17 protein-coding genes are annotated in these 19,854 nt (G+C 41.3%); 9 read left to right on the top strand and 8 right to left on the bottom strand.

Going from position 1 to position 19,854, the window contains the following annotated elements:
- The first annotated feature begins 540 nt into the window (after positions 1-540).
- The 3 genes from ADHAQ_RS0112350 to ADHAQ_RS0112340 all read left to right on the top strand — a co-directional run bounded on the left by ADHAQ_RS0112350 (position 541) and on the right by ADHAQ_RS0112340 (position 2,843).
- Positions 541-1,374 (top strand): universal stress protein, encoded by an 834-nt coding sequence (locus ADHAQ_RS0112350; protein WP_026463200.1) that lies wholly within the window; start codon positions 541-543, stop codon positions 1,372-1,374.
- Positions 1,375-1,460: 86 nt separating this feature from the next.
- A complete protein-coding gene (locus tag ADHAQ_RS25520) occupies positions 1,461-2,402 on the top strand; it encodes a DNA/RNA non-specific endonuclease (protein ID WP_051359885.1) in 942 nt (313 codons plus the stop codon).
- A 36-nt stretch (positions 2,403-2,438) separates the two neighbouring features.
- Positions 2,439-2,843, top strand: coding sequence for a nuclease A inhibitor family protein (locus ADHAQ_RS0112340; RefSeq protein ID WP_051359884.1), 405 nt, complete (start codon positions 2,439-2,441; stop codon positions 2,841-2,843).
- 7 nt (positions 2,844-2,850) lie between these two features.
- On the opposite strand, the gene ADHAQ_RS0112335 is transcribed toward ADHAQ_RS0112340, so the two are convergent.
- The 6 genes from ADHAQ_RS0112335 to cysC all read right to left on the bottom strand — a co-directional run bounded on the left by ADHAQ_RS0112335 (position 2,851) and on the right by cysC (position 12,101).
- Complete coding sequence (locus tag ADHAQ_RS0112335) at positions 2,851-6,519, bottom strand: AAA family ATPase (RefSeq protein WP_026463198.1); 3,669 nt, start codon at positions 6,517-6,519, stop codon at positions 2,851-2,853.
- Between the two features lie 448 nt (positions 6,520-6,967).
- A complete protein-coding gene (locus ADHAQ_RS0112330) occupies positions 6,968-8,194 on the bottom strand; it encodes an exonuclease SbcCD subunit D C-terminal domain-containing protein (RefSeq protein ID WP_026463197.1) in 1,227 nt (408 codons plus the stop codon).
- A gap of 451 nt (positions 8,195-8,645) precedes the next feature.
- On the bottom strand, positions 8,646-9,053 hold the full coding sequence (locus ADHAQ_RS0112325; RefSeq protein WP_026463196.1) for a hypothetical protein: 408 nt from the start codon (positions 9,051-9,053) through the stop codon (positions 8,646-8,648).
- Between the two features lie 62 nt (positions 9,054-9,115).
- Complete coding sequence (cysN, locus tag ADHAQ_RS0112320; RefSeq protein WP_026463195.1) at positions 9,116-10,384, bottom strand: sulfate adenylyltransferase subunit CysN; 1,269 nt, start codon at positions 10,382-10,384, stop codon at positions 9,116-9,118.
- A 106-nt stretch (positions 10,385-10,490) separates the two neighbouring features.
- Complete coding sequence (gene cysD / locus ADHAQ_RS0112315) at positions 10,491-11,399, bottom strand: sulfate adenylyltransferase subunit CysD (RefSeq protein WP_026463194.1); 909 nt, start codon at positions 11,397-11,399, stop codon at positions 10,491-10,493.
- Positions 11,400-11,498: 99 nt separating this feature from the next.
- Positions 11,499-12,101, bottom strand: a complete 603-nt coding sequence (cysC, locus tag ADHAQ_RS0112310) for an adenylyl-sulfate kinase (RefSeq protein ID WP_026463193.1) — start codon at positions 12,099-12,101, stop codon at positions 11,499-11,501.
- A 321-nt stretch (positions 12,102-12,422) separates the two neighbouring features.
- On the opposite strand from cysC, the gene ADHAQ_RS0112305 reads away from it, so the two are divergent.
- The 6 genes from ADHAQ_RS0112305 to ADHAQ_RS0112280 all read left to right on the top strand — a co-directional run bounded on the left by ADHAQ_RS0112305 (position 12,423) and on the right by ADHAQ_RS0112280 (position 17,345).
- On the top strand, positions 12,423-12,671 hold the full coding sequence (locus ADHAQ_RS0112305; RefSeq protein WP_026463192.1) for a hypothetical protein: 249 nt from the start codon (positions 12,423-12,425) through the stop codon (positions 12,669-12,671).
- 96 nt (positions 12,672-12,767) lie between these two features.
- On the top strand, positions 12,768-13,535 hold the full coding sequence (gene cysQ / locus ADHAQ_RS0112300) for a 3'(2'),5'-bisphosphate nucleotidase CysQ (protein WP_026463191.1): 768 nt from the start codon (positions 12,768-12,770) through the stop codon (positions 13,533-13,535).
- Between the two features lie 288 nt (positions 13,536-13,823).
- Positions 13,824-14,963, top strand: coding sequence for a molybdopterin-synthase adenylyltransferase MoeB (moeB, locus tag ADHAQ_RS0112295; RefSeq protein WP_026463190.1), 1,140 nt, complete (start codon positions 13,824-13,826; stop codon positions 14,961-14,963).
- Positions 14,964-15,109: 146 nt separating this feature from the next.
- Entirely contained in the window at positions 15,110-15,787 is a 678-nt protein-coding gene (locus ADHAQ_RS0112290) for a phosphoadenylyl-sulfate reductase (RefSeq protein WP_026463189.1), read from the top strand.
- Between the two features lie 3 nt (positions 15,788-15,790).
- Positions 15,791-16,732, top strand: a complete 942-nt coding sequence (locus tag ADHAQ_RS0112285; RefSeq protein ID WP_026463188.1) for an NAD-dependent epimerase/dehydratase family protein — start codon at positions 15,791-15,793, stop codon at positions 16,730-16,732.
- A gap of 412 nt (positions 16,733-17,144) precedes the next feature.
- The gene (locus ADHAQ_RS0112280; RefSeq protein ID WP_026463187.1) at positions 17,145-17,345 is read left to right on the top strand and encodes a hypothetical protein; all 201 of its coding nucleotides are present in this window, start codon (positions 17,145-17,147) and stop codon (positions 17,343-17,345) included.
- Between the two features lie 80 nt (positions 17,346-17,425).
- On the opposite strand, the gene ADHAQ_RS0112275 is transcribed toward ADHAQ_RS0112280, so the two are convergent.
- Both ADHAQ_RS0112275 and ADHAQ_RS25515 read right to left on the bottom strand, forming a co-directional pair.
- Positions 17,426-18,076 (bottom strand): response regulator transcription factor, encoded by a 651-nt coding sequence (locus tag ADHAQ_RS0112275; RefSeq protein ID WP_026463186.1) that lies wholly within the window; start codon positions 18,074-18,076, stop codon positions 17,426-17,428.
- 7 nt (positions 18,077-18,083) lie between these two features.
- Complete coding sequence (locus tag ADHAQ_RS25515; RefSeq protein ID WP_034256793.1) at positions 18,084-19,541, bottom strand: ATP-binding protein; 1,458 nt, start codon at positions 19,539-19,541, stop codon at positions 18,084-18,086.
- Between the last annotated feature and the right edge of the window lie 313 nt (positions 19,542-19,854).

Genomic DNA, 19,854 nt, shown 5'->3' with positions numbered 1-19,854 from the left:
TCTTTTTAGTATATTGAAGAGCTAATATGTTTCATGTGCATCTAGCAAATGAGGGGCATTGAAGCAGGAAGAAAAAGTAGCAAATAGAAGATTCAGTAAATATATTTTTATACAAATATCACGGTAAACCCTATGAAAACATTCTCTCAAATTGTAAAAATATTCTTCAATTTTTTCTTTCCGGTTTACTTTATCCTGGTACTTCCGTTCCAAATTTGGGCAAATATAAATGGCCTTCAACCTGATCGGCCGGGGATTTTGCTTCAATCTGTGATGTTTCTTTTCGCTGTTGGTATTTTTAGCTACCGCTTAGTTAAACTTATAAAAAGCCAAAAATACTAAGAATCTTTCCTTTCAAGTCAGTTAAAGCAAGTGAAAGCTTTTGTTTATCCTATAGGAACTATGCTTTTTAGAAAAAAAAGCATTTGCTATTCATTTAGGCTTTCTTTCCGGGCAGAACATAACAAATTTATAATATTGAGACGTATAATAAATTTGTAAATAGGCTGCTAATAGGAGCAGAACCAAAGCCACTTTTATATGAACAAGATTTTATGCCCGACTGACTTTTCGAAAGCCGCTACCAAAGCAGTTGAATTTGCAGCCATTATTGCTCAAAAGTCAGGGGCGCCTCTAACCGTTTTCCATGCGCTGCACTTGCCCAAAATAGGAACCACTGATGCCGCTTTTGCTGCAACGGAAGCTTCCGGCGAGCAACGTCGTCAGGCAATTGATAAATTGAATGCTTTGTGCCGGCACCTTTCCGAAACCCACGGCCACCAGCTAAAAGTCGATTATTTGGTGCAGGAAAATCTACTGGGCGATGCAGTTGAAGAACTTACTGAGGAAGGTGGTTACACTTTGGTAGTAGTTGGGTCTACGGGAGGAGGGAATACCCTGGAAGAAATATTGGTGGGCAGTAATACGGAATTAATTATTCAAAATGTTAAGTGTCCGGTGCTCTCCATTCCGGTTAATGCTGTGCCCGCTGAATTTAATAAAATTGTTTATGCTTCTGACTATAACGAAGAAGATACTGAGGCCTTAAGCTATCTGTTAGGATTTGCCCGATTATTTGATGCCTCGGTAGAAATAGTACACGTGAGTTCAACTGAAAGTAGTTCCAGTGAATCGAAAGCTAACCTGTTCCGGCAAGACTTACGTACTGCCCTGCCCGAATATGATTTAGGATTTCACGAGGTAGTGCACCCGGATGAGGTGGTAGGAATGAAAGATTATTTAACCCGCAAAGAAGCAGATTTACTGGTGATACTAAAGAAAAGAAAAGGTTTCTTTAGTAATTTATTTACTCAAAGTTTTTCAGAGCAGCTTACGTACCAAAGTAAATTACCTATTCTTTTTATTCATGCGTAATAAAAAGGTAGTAGTAACAACTTTGGTTTATATGATTCTCTTTTATTTATTTGGCATTACTAACTGAATGTTATTACTACAAAAATATGCGTAATAATTCTATTATTTTTCTAGTCTTCGTGGTGCTGGCAGGTTTATTTACTGCTTTGGGTACCTGTACCAGAGGGCCGGAAAGTTCACAACAGGCATCAACCGAAACCACAAGAGAAGCAACTACGGAACCCGGAAGTGAGGCACCAGTAGGAAATATCCAAAAAGTAACCGGTGCCCAGGAACATTTACTTTTAGGGAATCCCAGCTATGCCACCGCAGATATTAGCAACCATAATAATTACCTGTTGGAAAGGCCTCAGTACGTACTTTCTTATAGCCGGGATCGGGGCACACCTAATTGGGTAAGCTGGCACGTAAACAAAGACTGGATAGGCGGCGCTGACCGTCAGGATAATTTTCGGGCAGACCCTTCCTTGCCGGCTGATTGGTACCGGGCCTCGCCTAGGAGCTATACCAATACAGGCTTTGACCGTGGCCATAATTGCCCTTCCGCCGATCGTACCCGCACAGAAGAAGATAACGCTGCCACTTTTCTGATGACTAACATAATCCCCCAGGCTCCGGTGAATAACCGCGAAACATGGGGCAATATGGAAGAGTATACCCGCTCGCTGGTAGATGCGGGAAACGAAGTTTATGTAATAATGGGAAGCTATGGCAAAGGTGGCAAAGGCGCTACTGGTTCGGTTGAAACAATAGATAATGGCAGAATAACGGTGCCGGCTTACATTTGGAAAGTATTGGTAATATTACCAGAAGGAGATAATGATTTAAACCGCATAACAATCGATACGCGGGTTATAGCCGTAAAAACTGCCAATGCCAATACCATTAGTCCTAGCTGGGGCCGTTACCGCACTACGGTAGATGAAATTGAGAGCGAAACCGGCTATGATCTACTTTCGAATGTACCTAAAGCCATTCAGGATGTGCTGGAAGCCAAAAGAGATGCCGGACCAACCCGTAAAGAATAATGCTTTTGCTTAATTGCTAAAACTGCTCTTTTATTTATGCCTGATGAAATTCTTTTACCTGATGCTATTATAAATAAGCTACAAGAGCTTGCTGATGGATTATATTACATAAGTGAAAGTGATTATCCTTTAGAAGTAATCCAGCTAAAGACGGACGAAGCAGAGTGTCCTTCAGACGAAGCTATTATAAATTTAGCGGGTAAATCTGCAGCTAGCGTAGAAAAGGACAACTTAAACCATTTCTTCCGGAATATGGTGCAGGAAGAAATGGTAGGGGAGGAGGAAGCAAACCGGTTCCGGGAGCTGGTTAATTTTCTGGAACAGCACTTGCAGGATATAAACGTTTATAAAGTTGGTGAAACCGAAATACAAGCTTTTGTATTAGGCAAATTGGCACCGGGAGCGTTTGCCGGATTAAAAACCACGGTAGTGCAAACCTGAAACTTTTCTAAGCAAAGCTGTCCGTAACATGACCAGCCACCCGTAACTTACTGGTACCACCGGCCATTTTTTGTACCTGAATTTGCGTGCTGATGCGTTCTTTCAGTGCTTCCACGTGTGAAATAACCCCAATAGTTTTGCCGCTGGCCTGTAAGTTTTCCAGGGCCGAAATAGCCGTATCCAGCGTCTCTGCGTCTAAGGTGCCAAATCCTTCATCTATAAATAAAGAGTTAATCTGAGCTTGTCGGCCAGCTAAATCCGATAAACCTAAGGCCAAGGCCAAACTAACCAGGAAGCTTTCTCCGCCGGATAAAGTAGTCATAGGGCGTACGGCATCTGCCTGGTAAGTATCCACTATTTGTAAATCCAGATCCTGTTCCGGGCTTTTAAGTATGCGGTACCGTTGGTTAATTTTTAGTAGGTGGTGGTTAGCCAGCACCACCAAACGGGCTAAGGTTAGTCCCTGGGCAAATTTGCTGAACTTTTTGCCATCCGCCGATCCAATTAAAGTGGCTAGTTTATCCCAGCGGATAAATTCCTTCTGTTGCACTTCTATTTGTTCGGCAATGGCCTGGTGCTTTGCTTTTAATTCTTCGTCCCGTTGTAAGATTTGTTCCAGTCGTCCGATTTCCCGGTTAAGAGAAGTTAGCGCCGCCTCCTGTTTTTGTAGTTGGTCCTGCAAATATTCAGGTTCTTCCGAAGTCAGGTTTTTACTTAATTCCTGTTTTATTTCGGCTTCCGTAGATTTTAACAAACTGGTACAGGAGGCAATATTATTTTCCAGTTGTTGTTGCTTGCTCGCTATTTGCCGGGCGTCTTCCTCCGATAAAAACAGTTGAACCAGCGCCTCAATGGAATTAATACCTTCTTGCTGAATTTGCGTTTGCAGTTGGTGTTTAAGCTTTTCGTATTCTTGTTTTAGCTTTTCTAAGTCGCGGTTTTGGGCTGCCTGTTGCTCCAGGCTAACCCGCAGCTGTTCTTGTTTTTGTTGTAACTCGGCCCGCAGCTCTTCTACTAAATTTGTTTTCTGATTTACAGTTTCCTGTAATCGGGTACGCTCCGATGTTGGTTCTTTGGTACCAAATAGCTCAAAACGTTCCTGCTCTATAGCTTTTAAGCTATCTCTTTTTCTTTCTGACTCCGCTTCCTGGAATTTTAAAGCCGTCTTCTTCTCAATTAGTATGTCTTTCAGGTTACGTAAATCTGTTTCGGTTTGCGTCAAGGAATGCTGTAGCTCCCGTTGTTTTTCCGTTCCTTTGGTATACCGGTGCGCTCTTTTAGCTAATTCGGTGGTTAGTTCAGCTCCTTTTTTATAATCAAAGGTTAAGTTAAAGCGGGACAAGAATGAGCTGGCTTCTTCCGAAATATTAGCCTCCTGTTCCTGCAAATCATCCAGCGCTTCCTGCACCCGAAACCCGTTATTACCTACATCTTTTAGTTTTTCTTCTGTTTGGGTTAACAGGCTTTCTGTTTTTGCCAACTCTTCCCGTTGGGTAAATACAGTTGTTTCCAGGTGCTTTAATTGCGTCTCAAAATGGCGTATCTGGGCAATGGTACGCTGGGTTGCTTCTAAATCCTGTTGCTTCTTTTGCAGCACAGCTTCAATAACTGTTCGTTTCTCAATATCCAGAAACTTAGGTAAACGGGTATTATTTTCCTGGAAGTTTTGTAGCAGGGAAGCTATATCGGTTTTAAGCTGACTTACCTGTTCTTCTTCGGCTTTGATTTGGGCTTCCAATTTGGCCATCAACGTTGCTTGTTGGTTTACCTGGGTACCAAAGCTGGTTACATAATCCTGATAAGCATTTCGTTTCTCCTCAGCTTCGGTAACCTGGTTTTTTACCTGGTGCACCACAAACGGGTGATGTTCTGAACCACAAAGCGGACAAGGCTGGCCCGGTTGTAATATCTCCCGGTCAGTCTCGTACTTCTGAATACGCATTTGTAACTCTACCAAAGCCTGTAAATTTTTTAAATGCGTTTCGGCCTGGGTTTGTTGCTCCTGGAATTGCTTTAACTGTTCCTGGCCAGCTATCAGGTTTTTGGTATTGGTTTCCCTTTGCGTAGTTAAAAGCTGTAGCCTTTCTTGCCTTTGGTGGTACTGGGCCGCCAGTTGGGCTTGTTGCCCGCAGATATTTATCAGCGAAGGCAATGTATTAGCAGTAGCTTCTAATTCGGTTAAGGTTTGTCCTGCCAGGCTTGCCTTTAACTGAACCTGAATTTCCTGCTTTTGCTTTTCCGAATTGGTTAAAGAACTATTTATGTGAGAAATTTCTTCCTGGAACATTTTTACGGTGCGCTGTCCTGAAAGCTGGGTTTGGGTGAGTTGTTCTTTTTCGGCTGTTAACTTTCCTTTTTCAGAAGTTATTTTTTGCAGGTCGGTTAAATAACGTTCATAAATTGGTAATTCTTTCTCTAAACAAGCTTCGTTTTCGTGTTCCTGGAGCCAGTTCTGTACCGCAATAACCTGCTTATTTAAATCAGCTAGTGCTGTTTCTTTTTCCTGTGTAACTTTTTCGGCCTGGTTTACTTCTTCGGCCAGTTTTGTTTGGACTGCTATAACTTGTTTTAAGTGATCCTGATTATATTGAATGTGCGCATCCAGCTGAATAACTTTCTCCAGTACCGGCTGAATAGCGCTTAAGTTATTAGTAGCTTCTTCGGCCTGAATCTGTAAGGCCGCTAACTTCTCCCGGACTGTTTTAACCTGACTTTCCTGTTCCGGTAACTGCTGACTTAATGCCTCTAAGGAAACTGAAATAGTTGTGCAATAATCCTGTGTTGTAGTTATAGCAGTTAAGTTGGGTTTATAAACTAATGCCTGTTGGTGCTTTTGCAACCGGTCCAGGGCCGGACGTTGTTCTTCCTGCAAAGCCGTTTGTTCCTGCAATTGCGTGGCCACTTCCTGTTTTTTCGTTTCCAGTTTTTGCAGGTTGCGGAGCCAATTTAGTTTATTATCCAAATCCTGCCTGGTTTGCCGGATGGTGTTTTCTTCGGTATGTAGTTCCTGTAACCTGGTGCGGTAATCTGTTTGTTCGCCGGGAGAGAGTAATACGACATCGTTTAACTTAGCCCGCAGGTTTTCCAATTCTTTTTTTTCGGCTTTGGCTTTATCAAAAGCCCATACCGATATTTGAGAATAAATACCTGTATCCGTTATTTTTTCTAGTAATTCACTGCGTTCGCTTTCACTGGCCTTTAAAAAGCGGGTAAAATCGCCCTGCGACAGCATAACCGACCGCAAGAATTGGTTGTAATCCAGGCCCGTCAGTTCTACTATGCGGCTCTTGGTTTCCGTAAGTTTAGATTCCAGAATTACATTGGTAGCTACCTCGCTCAACTCCATTTTTACATCCTGCAGTTTGCCATCGGCTTTGCCCCGGCTCCGGCGCAGCGACCATTTGGCGCGGTAGGCTTTCTCTTTTATCTCAAACTCTACTTCCGCAAAACACTCCGAAGTATGGCGGGTCATTATTTCAAAGGCATCACGGTCGTGGCGATGTACTTTGCCGTAAAGGGCCACGGTAATAGCATCCAGAATGGTGGTTTTGCCGGCACCGGTAGGTCCCGTTATAGCAAATAAACCAGACTCCAGAAAAGGGCTTTTATCGAAACGAATTTCGTGGTTGCCTTTTAATGAATTAAGATTTAAAAAACGGATACCTAATATTTTCATGTACGCCTGTGGGTTATTTTTAATAAAAGTAGAAAGGAGTTGCTACTTCTTGCTCTAATAAGCTTGCATTAAAACACGGGCAAAGGATGCTATAGAGAACCTGCCCGCTTACCTATAAACAAAAATAATAGTTTAATTTCCTTTTGCCTTACCTGTGGCTCAATTTAAACTGAATTAGATTTTGTTCTGGATAAAAACAGCAAATTTTTAAGAACTGCTCGGTTTTGTACCCAGTGAATTTTTTGATAAGATTTGTGGAATTAGGATAATCAAAAGCAGCCAGTTATCTTTCTTAACCGGCTGCTTTTGATTTTAATTAAGTTTAGCGTTTATCTCTGAACGAACTTAGGTGCATAAACAGTGTCTGGTATTTTTCCAATTAATTAATAAATACCTTCTGGCAGGGGAGTAAATTTGTTGTAATCAACTATTTGGGTTAGGCGAATTCTTAAGTGCCCTCCTGCTGGTGCATTAATTCCATCAACTCATCAAAAGCCAATAATAGATCATCATAATTGTCCTCCGTTGGAAAGGTAGATTCGCACTTCTTCCGGAAAACCTCTTTTGGAAGAAGCTCGTGGAGGCTTTGCATTTCCGGTAATTGCGTATCTAAAGTTTGCTGGGCAATTAACCGGGTTTGCCGGGAGAAAATTATTTGCAGGTGGTTTTTATCCTGTAAAAAACCGGCTAACTGATTTTCCAGGTCATGAATAAAGTTTTCAGTTTCTACCTGAATTTCCGCCCAGGCGGGGTAAGTATGGGTGCCGTTATCAAAGGTAGTTAGGTGTGTCCGTATCTTGTCCAAATCGCCTTTAAAACGAATTAACTTCCGGCAGACCGGTACTTCTATTTCTTCCAGTTGCTTTAACTGGCCTTCTTCAAAATCCAGGATCAGGATTATTTTTCTGTCTTCTACTTCACTAAAGCTTAAAGGGATTGGCGAACCGGAATAACGAATGTGCTGGAACCCGTTTACTTTTTGTGGGCGGTGCAAATGACCTAGCGCTACATAATCAAATTCAAGCGGGAATTGGTCGCCACAAATTTGCCCCAGGTTACCTACGTGAATTTCTTTTTCACTATCGGAGGCAGAACCTCCGGCCGCGAACAAATGACCGGTAGCTAAAACTGGAATTTGCTGTTGCTTGTAAGGTTGAATGTGTTGCACCAGCTCTTCATAATGGGCACAAATGCCCCGCTTTAAACGGGCTTCCTGTTCTTCGTAAGTTTCGCCGGGCACTGATAAACGGATGTCTTTATCCCGTAAAAAAGGAACCGCACAAACTACCAGCTGCACCTGACCAGTTTTATCGGTAATAGGAATTATTTCTTCCTGAATAGTGGCTGTAGCGCCGCCCACTACATGCACATTAAAATAACGCAGGAGTTCTTTGGGAGCATTTAAGGTGGAAACCGAATCGTGGTTGCCGCCAATTATTACAATATCGCGGCAGCAGGTTTGCCGCATGTGCCACAAAAAATCATAATACTGTTTAAGGGCGGTATTGGAAGGAGAGCCGGTATCAAAAATGTCCCCGGCAATGACAAGTAATTCAATTTGCTGCTCCTGAATGGTTTGCACCAGCCAGTCTAAAAAGTGCTGGTGTTCATCGGTGCGTTCGCATTGTTCCAACCGTTTTCCCAGGTGCCAATCAGAAGTATGTAATACGCGCATCTTTTCTCTTTCTTGTTTCAGTGTTTGAAGTTAACAGTTTTGAGTTGAAAATTATTCAAAACTGATTAACCTTTTCAGTGCTTTGCAGGCTCATTTTAGGTTTTAAGTTTTTCCAGTGACTTAAAGAATTGGTGCAGGTATTTGAAATATACTACTTAAAAGCTCTCTTTTCAGGTTCAGGTATATAGACTTCTAGCTCCGGGTAGTGGCGCAGGTACGCTTTATATTGCCTGGATTATAAAGTAATATAATAATCAAAGAGGAAGGATAATTTAACTCATGGATTTTCCAGGAAAGAATTTAGAAAGCGGGACCTATTAAAGGCAGGCGTTTTTATATCCAGCACTATGATTTCTGGAGTGCGATTAGAGGATAGAAGGTTTTGAAAGCTATAAAAACAAAAAAACGCCAGAGGAATAAGTCTGGCGTTTTTTGTTTGTGAATCCTTATTTTAATTTACGCTTTGCAGCCAGGTAGTAGCTTTGTCGTACGAGTCAAAAAGTTTCATTTCAAACTTATTGCCAATCCGTCTATGGGCATCCTCGGCTGATAACTTGCCATAACGGCCATGGGACACAATAAAGGCCAGGTATTTGAGGCCGGCTTCCAGCATGCGGGGTGTCCAATTCGTTTGCACCCAATCATTAGCTTTATCCCAAGGTCCCACCAGTTCCCGGTTATCGTTTAAAAATTTACTGCAACCTGTTTCTTTCAAAGCTTCCAGCATGGCTTCGCCTCCGGCTTTTACTGTTTCTACTGATTGTAAACCTATCCAGTTTACGTAAACCCAGCCTTCGTGCGATTTGTATTCTATTGTTATAAACTCACCACCATCCAACTTCCTTAAAACTTTCTTCATACGATTAAAATATTGTAAGCTGCCTGGCAGGCAAGGCGATTATAATTAGAAATAAGCCTTGATTATAAAATGATTCCAGCCGCTAATGTTTCGTTGGTAAACTCATCTACCAGAATTAAACTACCAGTTGCGGTATTTTTCCGGTATTCATCAAAGAACAACGGTACAGTGGTGCGAATAGCAATACGGGCAATATCGTTCAGGCCAATAGTAAGGTCGTCTTCGATTTTATGCAGGGTATTGATATTCATTTTATAGCGGATTTCTTTTACCAGGCATTTCGCTTCGCGGGTAGTGTGGCGAACGATGTATTTTTTGCCTTTAACCAACGGTTTTTCATTCATCCAGCAAATCATTACTTCTAAATCCTGGCTTACCTGTGGTTGATTGTTAGGCTTTACAATCATATCGCCACGGCTGATGTCTATCTCATCTTCCAGCGTCATGGTAACTGACATGGGCGAGAAAGCTTCTTCTACCGCGCCATCAAAGGTTTCGATGGAAGCAATTTTGCTGTTGAATCCGGAAGGCAAAACAGTGATTTCATCACCTGGTTTAAATACTCCACCTTCTACCCGGCCGGCATAACCCCGGAAATCGTGATATTCAGTAGTTTGTGGCCGCGATACATATTGTACCGGGAAGCGGGCATCTATCAGGTTCAGGTCGCTGCCAATATGGATAGATTCCAAAGTATACAGCAGGGTAGGGCCCTGGTACCAAGCCATCTTCTCTGATTTATTAACGATATTATCGCCTTGTAAAGCACTTACCGGAATATAGCGAACATCCGGAATATCTAAACGGGAAATAAAATCTTCGTAATCAGCTTTAATTTTATTGTATACTTCCTCACTGTAATCAACCAGGTCCATTTTGTTTATACACAAAATAACGTGGTCTATTTTAAGCAAAGAGGCAATAAACGTATGGCGGCAGGTTTGTTCAATAACTCCTTTACGGGCATCTATCAAAACAATGGCCAGGTTAGCGGTAGAGGCTCCGGTAACCATGTTCCGGGTATATTGAATATGACCCGGGGTATCGGCCATAATAAATTTCCGGTTTGGCGTAGCAAAATACCGATAAGCCACATCAATGGTGATACCTTGTTCCCGCTCGGCGCGTAAGCCATCGGTTAACAAAGCCAGGTTTACGTGCTCTTCGCCGCGCATCTGGCTCGTTTTTTCTATATTCTGCAGCTGATCTTCAAAAATGGTTTTGGTATCGTAAAGCAGGCGGCCAATTAAGGTACTTTTGCCATCGTCTACGCTTCCGCAGGTAATAAAACGGAGCAAGTCAGCTTCTTTCTTTTGTTCTTTTATGTCCATTATAGTTAGCTAGCAGCGTTTTGCCTTTAGCTTCAATTTTGTTTAACAAATACTTTTAATAATTGGGTCAGCGCTAAAAGCAATGAACCATCAAACAGGTAGGGGCTTAGAAATAACCTTGTTTTTTCCGGTCTTCCATGGCCGCCTCAGAACGCTGGTCGTCGGCACGGGCAGCACGCTCCGTTACCCGGGCAGCAGCTACTTCCGCAATAATATCTTCCAGGTTACTGGCCGGTGATTCTACCGCACCCGTACAGCTCATATCACCAACGGTTCTAAAGCGCACGGTTCTTTCTTCGTATTCCTCGCCCTTTAATAAAGTAATGTATTCTGATTTGGCCAAAAGTACGCCCTGACGGTTTACTATTTCGCGTTGGTGCGAGAAATAAATAGAAGGTAATTCTAAATTTTCTTCGGCAATGTATTGCCAGATGTCTAACTCTGTCCAGTTACTTAGCGGGAATACCCGGAAATGTTCGCCCGGATTTTTACGGCCATTGTATAAATGCCATAATTCTGGTCGCTGATTTTTCGGATCCCACTGACTAAATTCATCGCGGTGAGAGAAGAAACGCTCTTTGGCACGGGCTTTTTCTTCGTCGCGACGTGCCCCTCCAAAGGCCACATCAAATTTAAATTCTTCCACCGCGCTTAGCAATGTAACGGTTTGTAAACCATTGCGGCTTGGGTTAGGCCCTTTTTCTTCTTCAGCTAAACCCTGATCGATGGAGTCTTGAACGGTACGCACAATTAAGCGGGCGCCAATTTTATTTACCAGGTAATCCCGGAACTCCAGGGTCTCCGGGAAGTTGTGCCCGGTGTCCACGTGAAGCATAGGGAATGGCAATTTAGCTGGCCAGAAAGCCTTACGGGCTAAATGCGCCATTACAATAGAATCTTTTCCTCCGGAGAATAATAAAACCGGTTTTTCAAACTGAGCAACGGCTTCCCGAATTACGAAAATGGATTCGGCCTCTAGTTGCTTCAGATAACTTAATTTATAAGAATGAGACATTTTTTATTTAGTCTATAGCCTTGGTCGATATTCCAGGACTTATTATTTCTGATTAACGATTTACTATTTTAAAATATTCAAATTAATGCAACTGCCACCTCAATTGTTAGGTTTGATGCGAGGCAGCAATGTATTGATAAGTTTATGTAAACTGGTAGAATAATCTTCCTGGTCGGTACGAATTTCTAAATCCGGATTAGCAGGTGCCTCAAAAGGAGCATCTAACCCGGTAAAGTTTTTGATTTCGCCATTCAAAGCTTTTTTGTACAAGCCTTTTACATCGCGCTGGGCGCATACTTCAAAAGGGGCATTTACATACACCTCAAAAAAGTCTGCTTCTCCAATAATATTACGGGCAATTTGGCGCACCTCTTCGGTTGGACTGATTAAGGAGCAAATAGTTACCATACCAGCCTGTAAAAATAATTTTGCTGTTTCCGCCGACCGGCGAATGTTTTCTAACCGATCCGCTTCAGAAAATCCTAAGTTATTATTAATGCCACTGCGCAGGTTGTCGCCATCCAGCAGTTCTGTTAAAAAACCTTGGGCGTGTAGTTCCCGCTCCAGGCCTTTGGCCAAGGTACTTTTCCCCGAACCAGATAATCCGGCCATCCAAACCACTATTGCCCGTTGTTTAAGTAAGGTTTCCTTATCCTGGCGGGTCAGGGTTTGGTCAAAAATGGGATAAATATTTTCAGCCATTTGTAGGGTTAAAGTTTTGGAGGCCAAAATTACGAGGTTATGTTTAATTATTTAAAAATTATTTAAATAAGTTTGATTATTAATGAAAAAAGCTTCAAAAGCTGCTCCTGATTAATTGTTATTCCATAAAACTAAGCAGGAATATTCTGAGTTTATGAAATGGATATATTGTAATGACTTGTTTAGGAACTGCGGCAAGTAAAAGGAGGAACCATGGACTTAAATATTAAGTAATTTAAAGAACGGCTGAAGGAAGAAATAGAAAGGGGTAATCCGGACCCGGGGGCGTTTATTTACCAGGAGATAAGGCTGGCCGAAGAGATGAAGAACAGGTTTGTAGCCACTATGACCAAAGAAAATCAAGATTTTACAGTAGATGCGGTTAGTAGTGTGGATATTTATGTATTTCATTTGCAGGCCATAGAAAAAGAAATGGGTTTAAGTAATTTGCCTTTAGACCAGAAGGTAGCCACCAATGATGAGGCTGTGCGGGCAAAATTTTCTCAGGCCTTAGATAAATTACACCGCTTGGATCCGGAGCATTACCCGGAAGAAGGACCTGAAAAATAAAAGGCTTTTGCGTTACCGGTTGGCTTTGGTTAAAAATATTTGAAATGTGCCAGACTTTGCGCATCCTTTCTAACTTTGCCGCTTAATCAGATTTTTATGCTGTCCCAAATAAATATTGAGCAACTGTTGAAAATTGCATTAGAGGCTGGTGAGGCTATTTTAACGGTATATAATCATCCGGAAGAGGCTTTACAGGTGAAATTGAAAACCGACGAATCGCCGTTAACCTTAGCAGATGAAGCTTCCCATAAAGTAATTGAAATAGGGTTACAAAAGTTAACCCCCGAAATACCCATTTTATCGGAAGAAGGAGCAAGTATTGCTTACGAAGAGCGGAAAAATTGGGAATATTTTTGGTGTGTAGACCCCTTGGACGGAACAAAGGAGTTTATAAAGCGCAATGGTGAGTTCACCGTAAACATTGCACTTATTCATAATGAACGTCCGGTATTAGGCGTAATTTATGTGCCGGTGCAACAAACCCTGTATTGGGGCGGCGAAAACATAGGAAGTTTTAAACGCACCCCGGATGGTACTACCATACAGCTTCAGGTAAATGCCGAAGCTACTGAATGGGTGTCTGTGGGGAGTCGTTCACATGCCTCACCGGAAGAAGAGATTGTTTTGGCGCAATACCCGATTGTTTCCAGTATTACAGCCGGCAGTTCACTTAAATTTTGTTTAATAGCCGAAGGAAAGGCACATATTTATTATCGGCAAGGGCCTACTATGGAGTGGGATACAGCTTCTGGTCAGGCCATTGTAGCCAATAGTGGCGGCGTGATGACGATGCCAAATGGGGAACCATTCCGGTATAATAAACCTTCTTTACTAAACGGCGGATTTTTATGTAAAGTCCGTTAAGGCAACGCTTTTAAATAATTGCCGTTATTGTTTTTATATCTTATGAATAGTATATAAATTTGTGCCGTTCAGAAAGAAAATTAATATGCAAGAACAACCTAAAAACGCTCGGACCTTCTATAAAGCAACTTGTTGCTGTTGTATGGGTGCGTTTAGCGCGGAAAGGTTTGCTATTAGCTAATTTTGGTATCATTTTGCATTGATATAAAAAAATAAAAAGCCTTTTCGTTTTTCGGAAAGGCTTTTTATTTTTTTAATTAAACACTTAACCAACCGGAATAGTAGGAAATGGCTTTGGAGAATTTAGACCGGGCAGAAATAAACCGTTACCAGCGACACCTGGTCATTCCGGAAATTGGAATGGGAGGCCAGCAAAAGCTAAAAGCAGCTAAAGTACTGGTAGTTGGAGCAGGTGGTTTAGGTAGTCCGGTATTGTTGTATCTGGCGGCTGCCGGAATAGGTACCTTAGGTATTGCAGACGGCGATACGGTATCGGAAAGTAATTTACAGCGGCAAATCTTGTTTACCACGGCGGATGTGGGTAAATCTAAAGCGTTTTTAGCAGAGCAGCGGCTTTTAGCTTTAAACCCTTTTACCCGAATTGTAGTGTTGAATGAGGCAGTAACAAAGGAAAACGTGCTGGAAGTAATAGCGCCCTATGATATAATTGTAGATGCGACCGATAATTTTCTGACCCGTTACCTGCTGAATGATGCCTGTGTACTGGCTGGAAAGCCTTTGGTTTATGGCAGCATTTACCGGTTTGAAGGGCAGGTAAGTGTTTTTAATGCCATAGCCAAAGAAGGAGACCGCAGTCCGCATTACCGCGACTTATATCCGGTGCCGGGAGCATCACCAAATTGTGCTGAAAGTGGCGTAATTGGTGTTTTGCCGGGTATTGTGGGCTCCATGCAGGCCAATGAAGTTATTAAGCTGGTAACCGGAGTGGGTGAAACGTTAGCCGGAAGATTATTGCTATACGATGCATTAACAGCGGAAAGCAGGATAATCCGGTACCGGAAAAATCCCAAAGTTGCAGCCATAACCGAATTAAAAGTAGAGGCAGATGCTTCTTGTTTAGTAGATGAAAAAGTAAACGATGAAAAGAATATGAAAGAAATAACCGTTGAACAGCTAAAAGAATTACGCGACAGTGGCGCCGATTTTCAGTTAATAGATGTGCGGGAACCGCACGAATTTGAAATTGCCAACTTAGGTGGCGAGCTAATTCCATTAGGCCAGGTTGATGTTCAGAAAGATAAAATTTCTAAAGATAAGCAGGTAGTTATTCATTGTAGAAGTGGTGCCCGTAGTGGTAATGCCGTTACTTTCTTAGAGCAGAAATATGGTTATAATAACCTGTACAACTTGAAAGGTGGTATCCTGGCCTGGTCTGATCAGATAGATCCAACTGTGCCTAAATACTAAGAAATATTGGCAGTTTGGTGTATGCCAGCTTGTAAGGAAATTGAAAAGGAGTTAAACCTATCCAGTTTCCCGGAACAAGATAATTTTGTATAATAAATTTATTGAACATCCAATTCCGTTGAAGGGAATCTTAAAGGAGAAGAATTATGAGTCAGTTTGATAGTTTGGTAGAGGAGATAAAAAAGGACTTAGACGGCTACAAAGACCGTGGTCTTAAAGTATTTGCTTCGTCTTCGCTGCAAACCAATAGTATGCCTTTGTTGCATATTATAAGCCGGGTAGCCCCCGATGTGCCGGTTTATTTTTTAAATACTGGTTACCATTTCCCGGAAACCTTAAGTTTCCGGAAGCAGGTGCAGGATTTACTAGGCCTGAATATTACCGATTTGTACTCAGCAGTGCCGCGTAATCAGCAAAAAGATGCCGCCGGGCGCTTGTTGTTTACCTCCGATCCGGACTACTGCTGCTACCTAAATAAAATACAACCGTTAGAGCCTATTTTGGCAAGTAACGATGTTTGGATAAGCGGGGTGCGGGGCGACCAGAGTAAAGTGCGGGCTGCTATGAAGCGGGAAGAAAAAGCACCTAACGGCGTAATCCGGTTTCACCCCATGTTAAACTGGACCAGTAAAATGGTGTACGATTACATTCGGGAATTTAAATTGCCTAAACATCCGCTGGAAAGCGAAGGTTATTTAAGTATTGGCTGCGAACCTTGTACCCGTAAAATAGATGTGAACGCTCTTCTGGACGATCGCAGTGGCCGCTGGGCCGGCATGAACAAAACCGAATGTGGGTTACACACCCAACTCATCCAAAAATAAAAAATGAAAATATTAGTAACAGGCGGTGCCGGTTATATCGGCACCGAACTTATTCAACAGCTTCTTGAAAACCCGGAAGTAGAAGAGGTCATTATTTACGATAACCTGATCCGGAAAAATTTTAACTTATTTATTGGGCATCGCAAATTAGCTGATAACCGCGTACGGTTTGTGATGGGCGATATTTTAGATTCTTATAAACTCCGTAAAGTAGTGGCTAAGGTAGATGTAGTATACCACCTGGCAGCAAAAGTTTTAACTACTTTTTCCAACGACGATCCGCATTTATTTGAGCAGGTAAACCATTGGGGCACGGCTGAATTAAGCTATGCTTTGGAGGGAAGCAGTGTGCAAAAATTAGTTTATGTAAGCTCTACTTCTGTTTATGGAGCGAATGAGGAACAAATAGAGGAAAATACGGAGCCGCAGCCGCGTACCTATTATGGTATTTCGAAGTTTAACGGCGAAAAAATGATGTTGCGTTTAACTGATCGGATGAAAGTATATAATATCCGGTGTGGCAATGTGTATGGGTATAGCCGCAGCCTACGGTTCGATGCTGTAATTAACAAATTTATGTTTGATGCCCACTACAACAACCGGATAACGGTGCAAGGAAACGGTAAGCAGCAGCGGGCTTTTGTACATATAGATAAAGTAAGCCAGGATTTAGCCAATATCATTAAACATGATAATCTGGAATCGGGTACGTTTAATTTAGTGGATAAAAACTTAAGTGTACTGGAAGTAGCTGATGCGTTGAAAGGTATTTATCCGGACTTGGAAATGCTGTATATTCTGCAGGACCGGAAGTCAAGAACTTTATTTGTTAATCCACAAAGTAAGTTAAATGAAATAAGTACGTATGTACCCACAACACTGGAGGAGGAGCTAAAGAACTTTAGTCGTCATTTCTCTTTTGTACCATCCGGGTATTACAAATAAAATTTAAAGGTTTTTTAAGCCAAAATTGTATGGCTTGCTTAATTCCGAAGGAGTTTAATTAACTAAATAAAGGTTAATTAAATACCTTCGGAATTTTCTTTTTAGTGGGGCTGGTATTAGCTGGAATTACCTCATAAGTGTTATGGGTAACTTATATTTTGGGAAAAATACGTATTTAATATGATTTAAGTATTTTTACTTATATCTTTTAATAAAGTACGTGTTTATCTGTAATTTTTATAAAATATAGGGAAAAACATCAAAAATTATTCAATGAAGTGAATTATTCCTCTATCTTTGTTGTAAGCTATATGACTGAGAGTAAGGCTACAACAGCTACAACAAATTTTCGGTTTTTACAGTATAAAAGTTATTCTAGTTCTTATAAATAATAAACCAAAACTAAATTTATATGTACGTTAATAGTGTAGAAAAAACCGGAGTAAAAACTGAGAAAGCAAAGAAATTCTTATTTGAAGAAGCGGACATGGTTACTATGCCTTACAAGGAAAGTTGGAACGAAGGTTATTCACACAATAATAAATTTTTGTACATTAATTTAACTGCACCAGTAGAGCCGAAGAAAGCCAGCTGGATGGCATCTGTTAACTAATTAAAGTAATACATATAAAAAGAGAAGCCTGATGCTACCACATCAGGCTTCTCTTTTTATATGTATTAGCTGAAAGTTTATTATAATAGTTTTTCATCTAAGGCTTTCTTTACCAGTTCTACGGCATTTTTAACCCTTAAGCGCTTCATCATGTTGGCGCGGTGATTATCTATGGTTCGTACGCTTAATTCAAGCTTTTCTGCAATTTCCCGGCTGTTTAACCCATCTATAACAAAATTAAGAATAGCTTTTTCCTGCCTGGAAAGCTTAGCTTTTTTAATAATTGGTTTGTCGGGTTTGTTTACTTTATGCAGATAGGAAGTGATGATAATATTTGAAACGGAAGGGCTGAAGTATTTTTCGCCATTGGCTACCGTTCGTAAAGCGCGCAACATTTCGTCGCGGGTGCTGTCTTTTAATAAGTAGCCATAAGCCCCGGCTTCTACTGATTTTAATATATAGTCTTCGTTGTTGTGCATAGATAGCATTAAAGCCTTTGTTTGCTTGTATTGTTTGCTTATCTGGGCAGTCGCTTCCAGGCCGTTCATAACAGGCATGGCAATGTCTATCATAAGTACATCCGGAGAGAGTTCTTGTACCATGGCAATGGCTTCAGCGCCATTTTGCGCTTCTCCCACAATTTCTACATCTGTCAGGCCTTCCAGTAAAGACCTGATACCATTGCGTACTATAAAATGATCGTCGGCAAGTAATACTTTAATTTTGTTCATATTATAATTATAGGAGTGGTGCTTTTACATTTATCTGGGTACCTTTTCCGGCTTTGGAGTTTATTTCTATTTCGCCGTTTATCATAGAAACTCTTTCTTTCATATTGCTGATGCCGTGGGCTAATCCTGTTTTCTTGGGTTGGGCGGCTAGCCTTTCCTGTTTAAACCCTTTGCCATTGTCGGCTATGGTTAAGTGCAGGTATTTTTTCTTGCTCCATAATTCCACCGTAATGTCCTTGGCGCCCGCATATTTAACTGCATTATGCAAAGCCTCCTGGCTTACCCGGTACAACCCGATTTCGGTGTTTTTAAGTAAGCGTTTACCGTTCCAGTTGGTGTTAAAAGTGACATTTACATTGGCATTAGCTGCTACCTGGGCGGTTAGTAGTTTTAAGGCAGAAGAAATCCCGAAATCACTTAAGACCGCTGGCATGAGGTTAAAGGAAATTGTGCGGGCTTCCGAAATTGTTTGGGAAATTAAATCTTGAAGGCCTGCCATGTTGTTACGGGCTGTTTCTGAATCATTCAGGTTGTCGCCAATTCTTTCAATACCAAATTTTAGTGCGGTTAGCATTTGGCCCAGCCCATCGTGTATTTCGCGCGCTACGCGTTTTCTTTCCTCTTCCTGCCCCTCAATTAAATAAGCAGCTCTTAATTTCTGCTCATTCATTTGTTGCAAATACTTTTGGTTCGTGGCTTCCAGTAAGGCTTCCCGGGTTTCCTCTAAAGACTTATTGGCCTGAACCAGTTCCTCGTTTATTTTTTGCGTTCTCCTTTCCGAGTTTATTAATAAGCCAATCGTGTATTGGATTTGATTTACGGCTGGTCGGAAAATAAAAAGTCCTTCTAATAGTAAGATGCCTAAGGTGCAAAACAATAAGATATATTCTATGTTCTGGGAGTAATTCACCCGATTGGTAGCCTCTATATCATATTGCGATACAATTTGGTCCATGCCTTTCAAAAAGAGTCTTTCATTGCTTAAAATAAATTGGCTTTCTTTTGAAAAAGCTGGTAAGGCTTTTAGCTTTTCTGCTTTGTAAGAACTGCTTATAAATCGGGCATTCGTGTAAATAGCCTGAAAGAGTGGATCTATTTGAGTCAGCATGTTGCTTATAGCGGCGCTATTATGTACTGGGGTTTGTACATAGGCTAAATAACCGTCCTTTAACCCGTCATGATTTTTCTTCCATAAATCCAGTGCTTCTGTTAAATCGGCTACATATATAGAGGCTTGGGTGCTATCAGGGTGATTTTGCAGCAGAAGTACTGTTTTAGATATTTTTTGGCTGAGCATCCGTTGCCGGCCGGCAATGTTTACTACCCGGGAGTCATTCTGTTGTCTTCTTAAGGAACGCTGTACCAGTAATTGCCCACCTATAGTTAATAAAGCAACAGCGGTAAGGGCTAGTAAATAAAGCCAGGTAATTTTTTTAGCAATATGTGGATTGGCAACCTGGGACATAGTTAATTGAATTGAAGTAGTAGGGTGAGAATTACCAGATTTTGTTTTACTCTATAGATAAATACTTGAAATTCCTTTTGCCTTGGTGTTTATTATATGGTAAAGCTTAGTTGAGTTAATTAAAGGTGTTCCCGATTTAAATAAGCATATATACTTAATTGAGTAAATTTTTAAAATGAAAGGATTAGGCTCTTTTATTGCGTTTTTCTTCTTGCTCCTGCCCTTAAGTTAAACTTTATGTAAAGGTGAATTTTTAAGGCTTTTTCCTAAGGTATTGATTTTAATAGTAATAGGCGTAAATCCTGGTGAAATT

Source organism: Adhaeribacter aquaticus DSM 16391 (assembly GCF_000473365.1).
In the GTDB taxonomy this organism is placed as follows: Bacteria; Bacteroidota; Bacteroidia; order Cytophagales; family Hymenobacteraceae; genus Adhaeribacter; species Adhaeribacter aquaticus.
The sequence above is the reverse complement of the archived record's forward strand: the minus strand, read 5'-3'. Positions and strand labels throughout refer to the sequence as shown.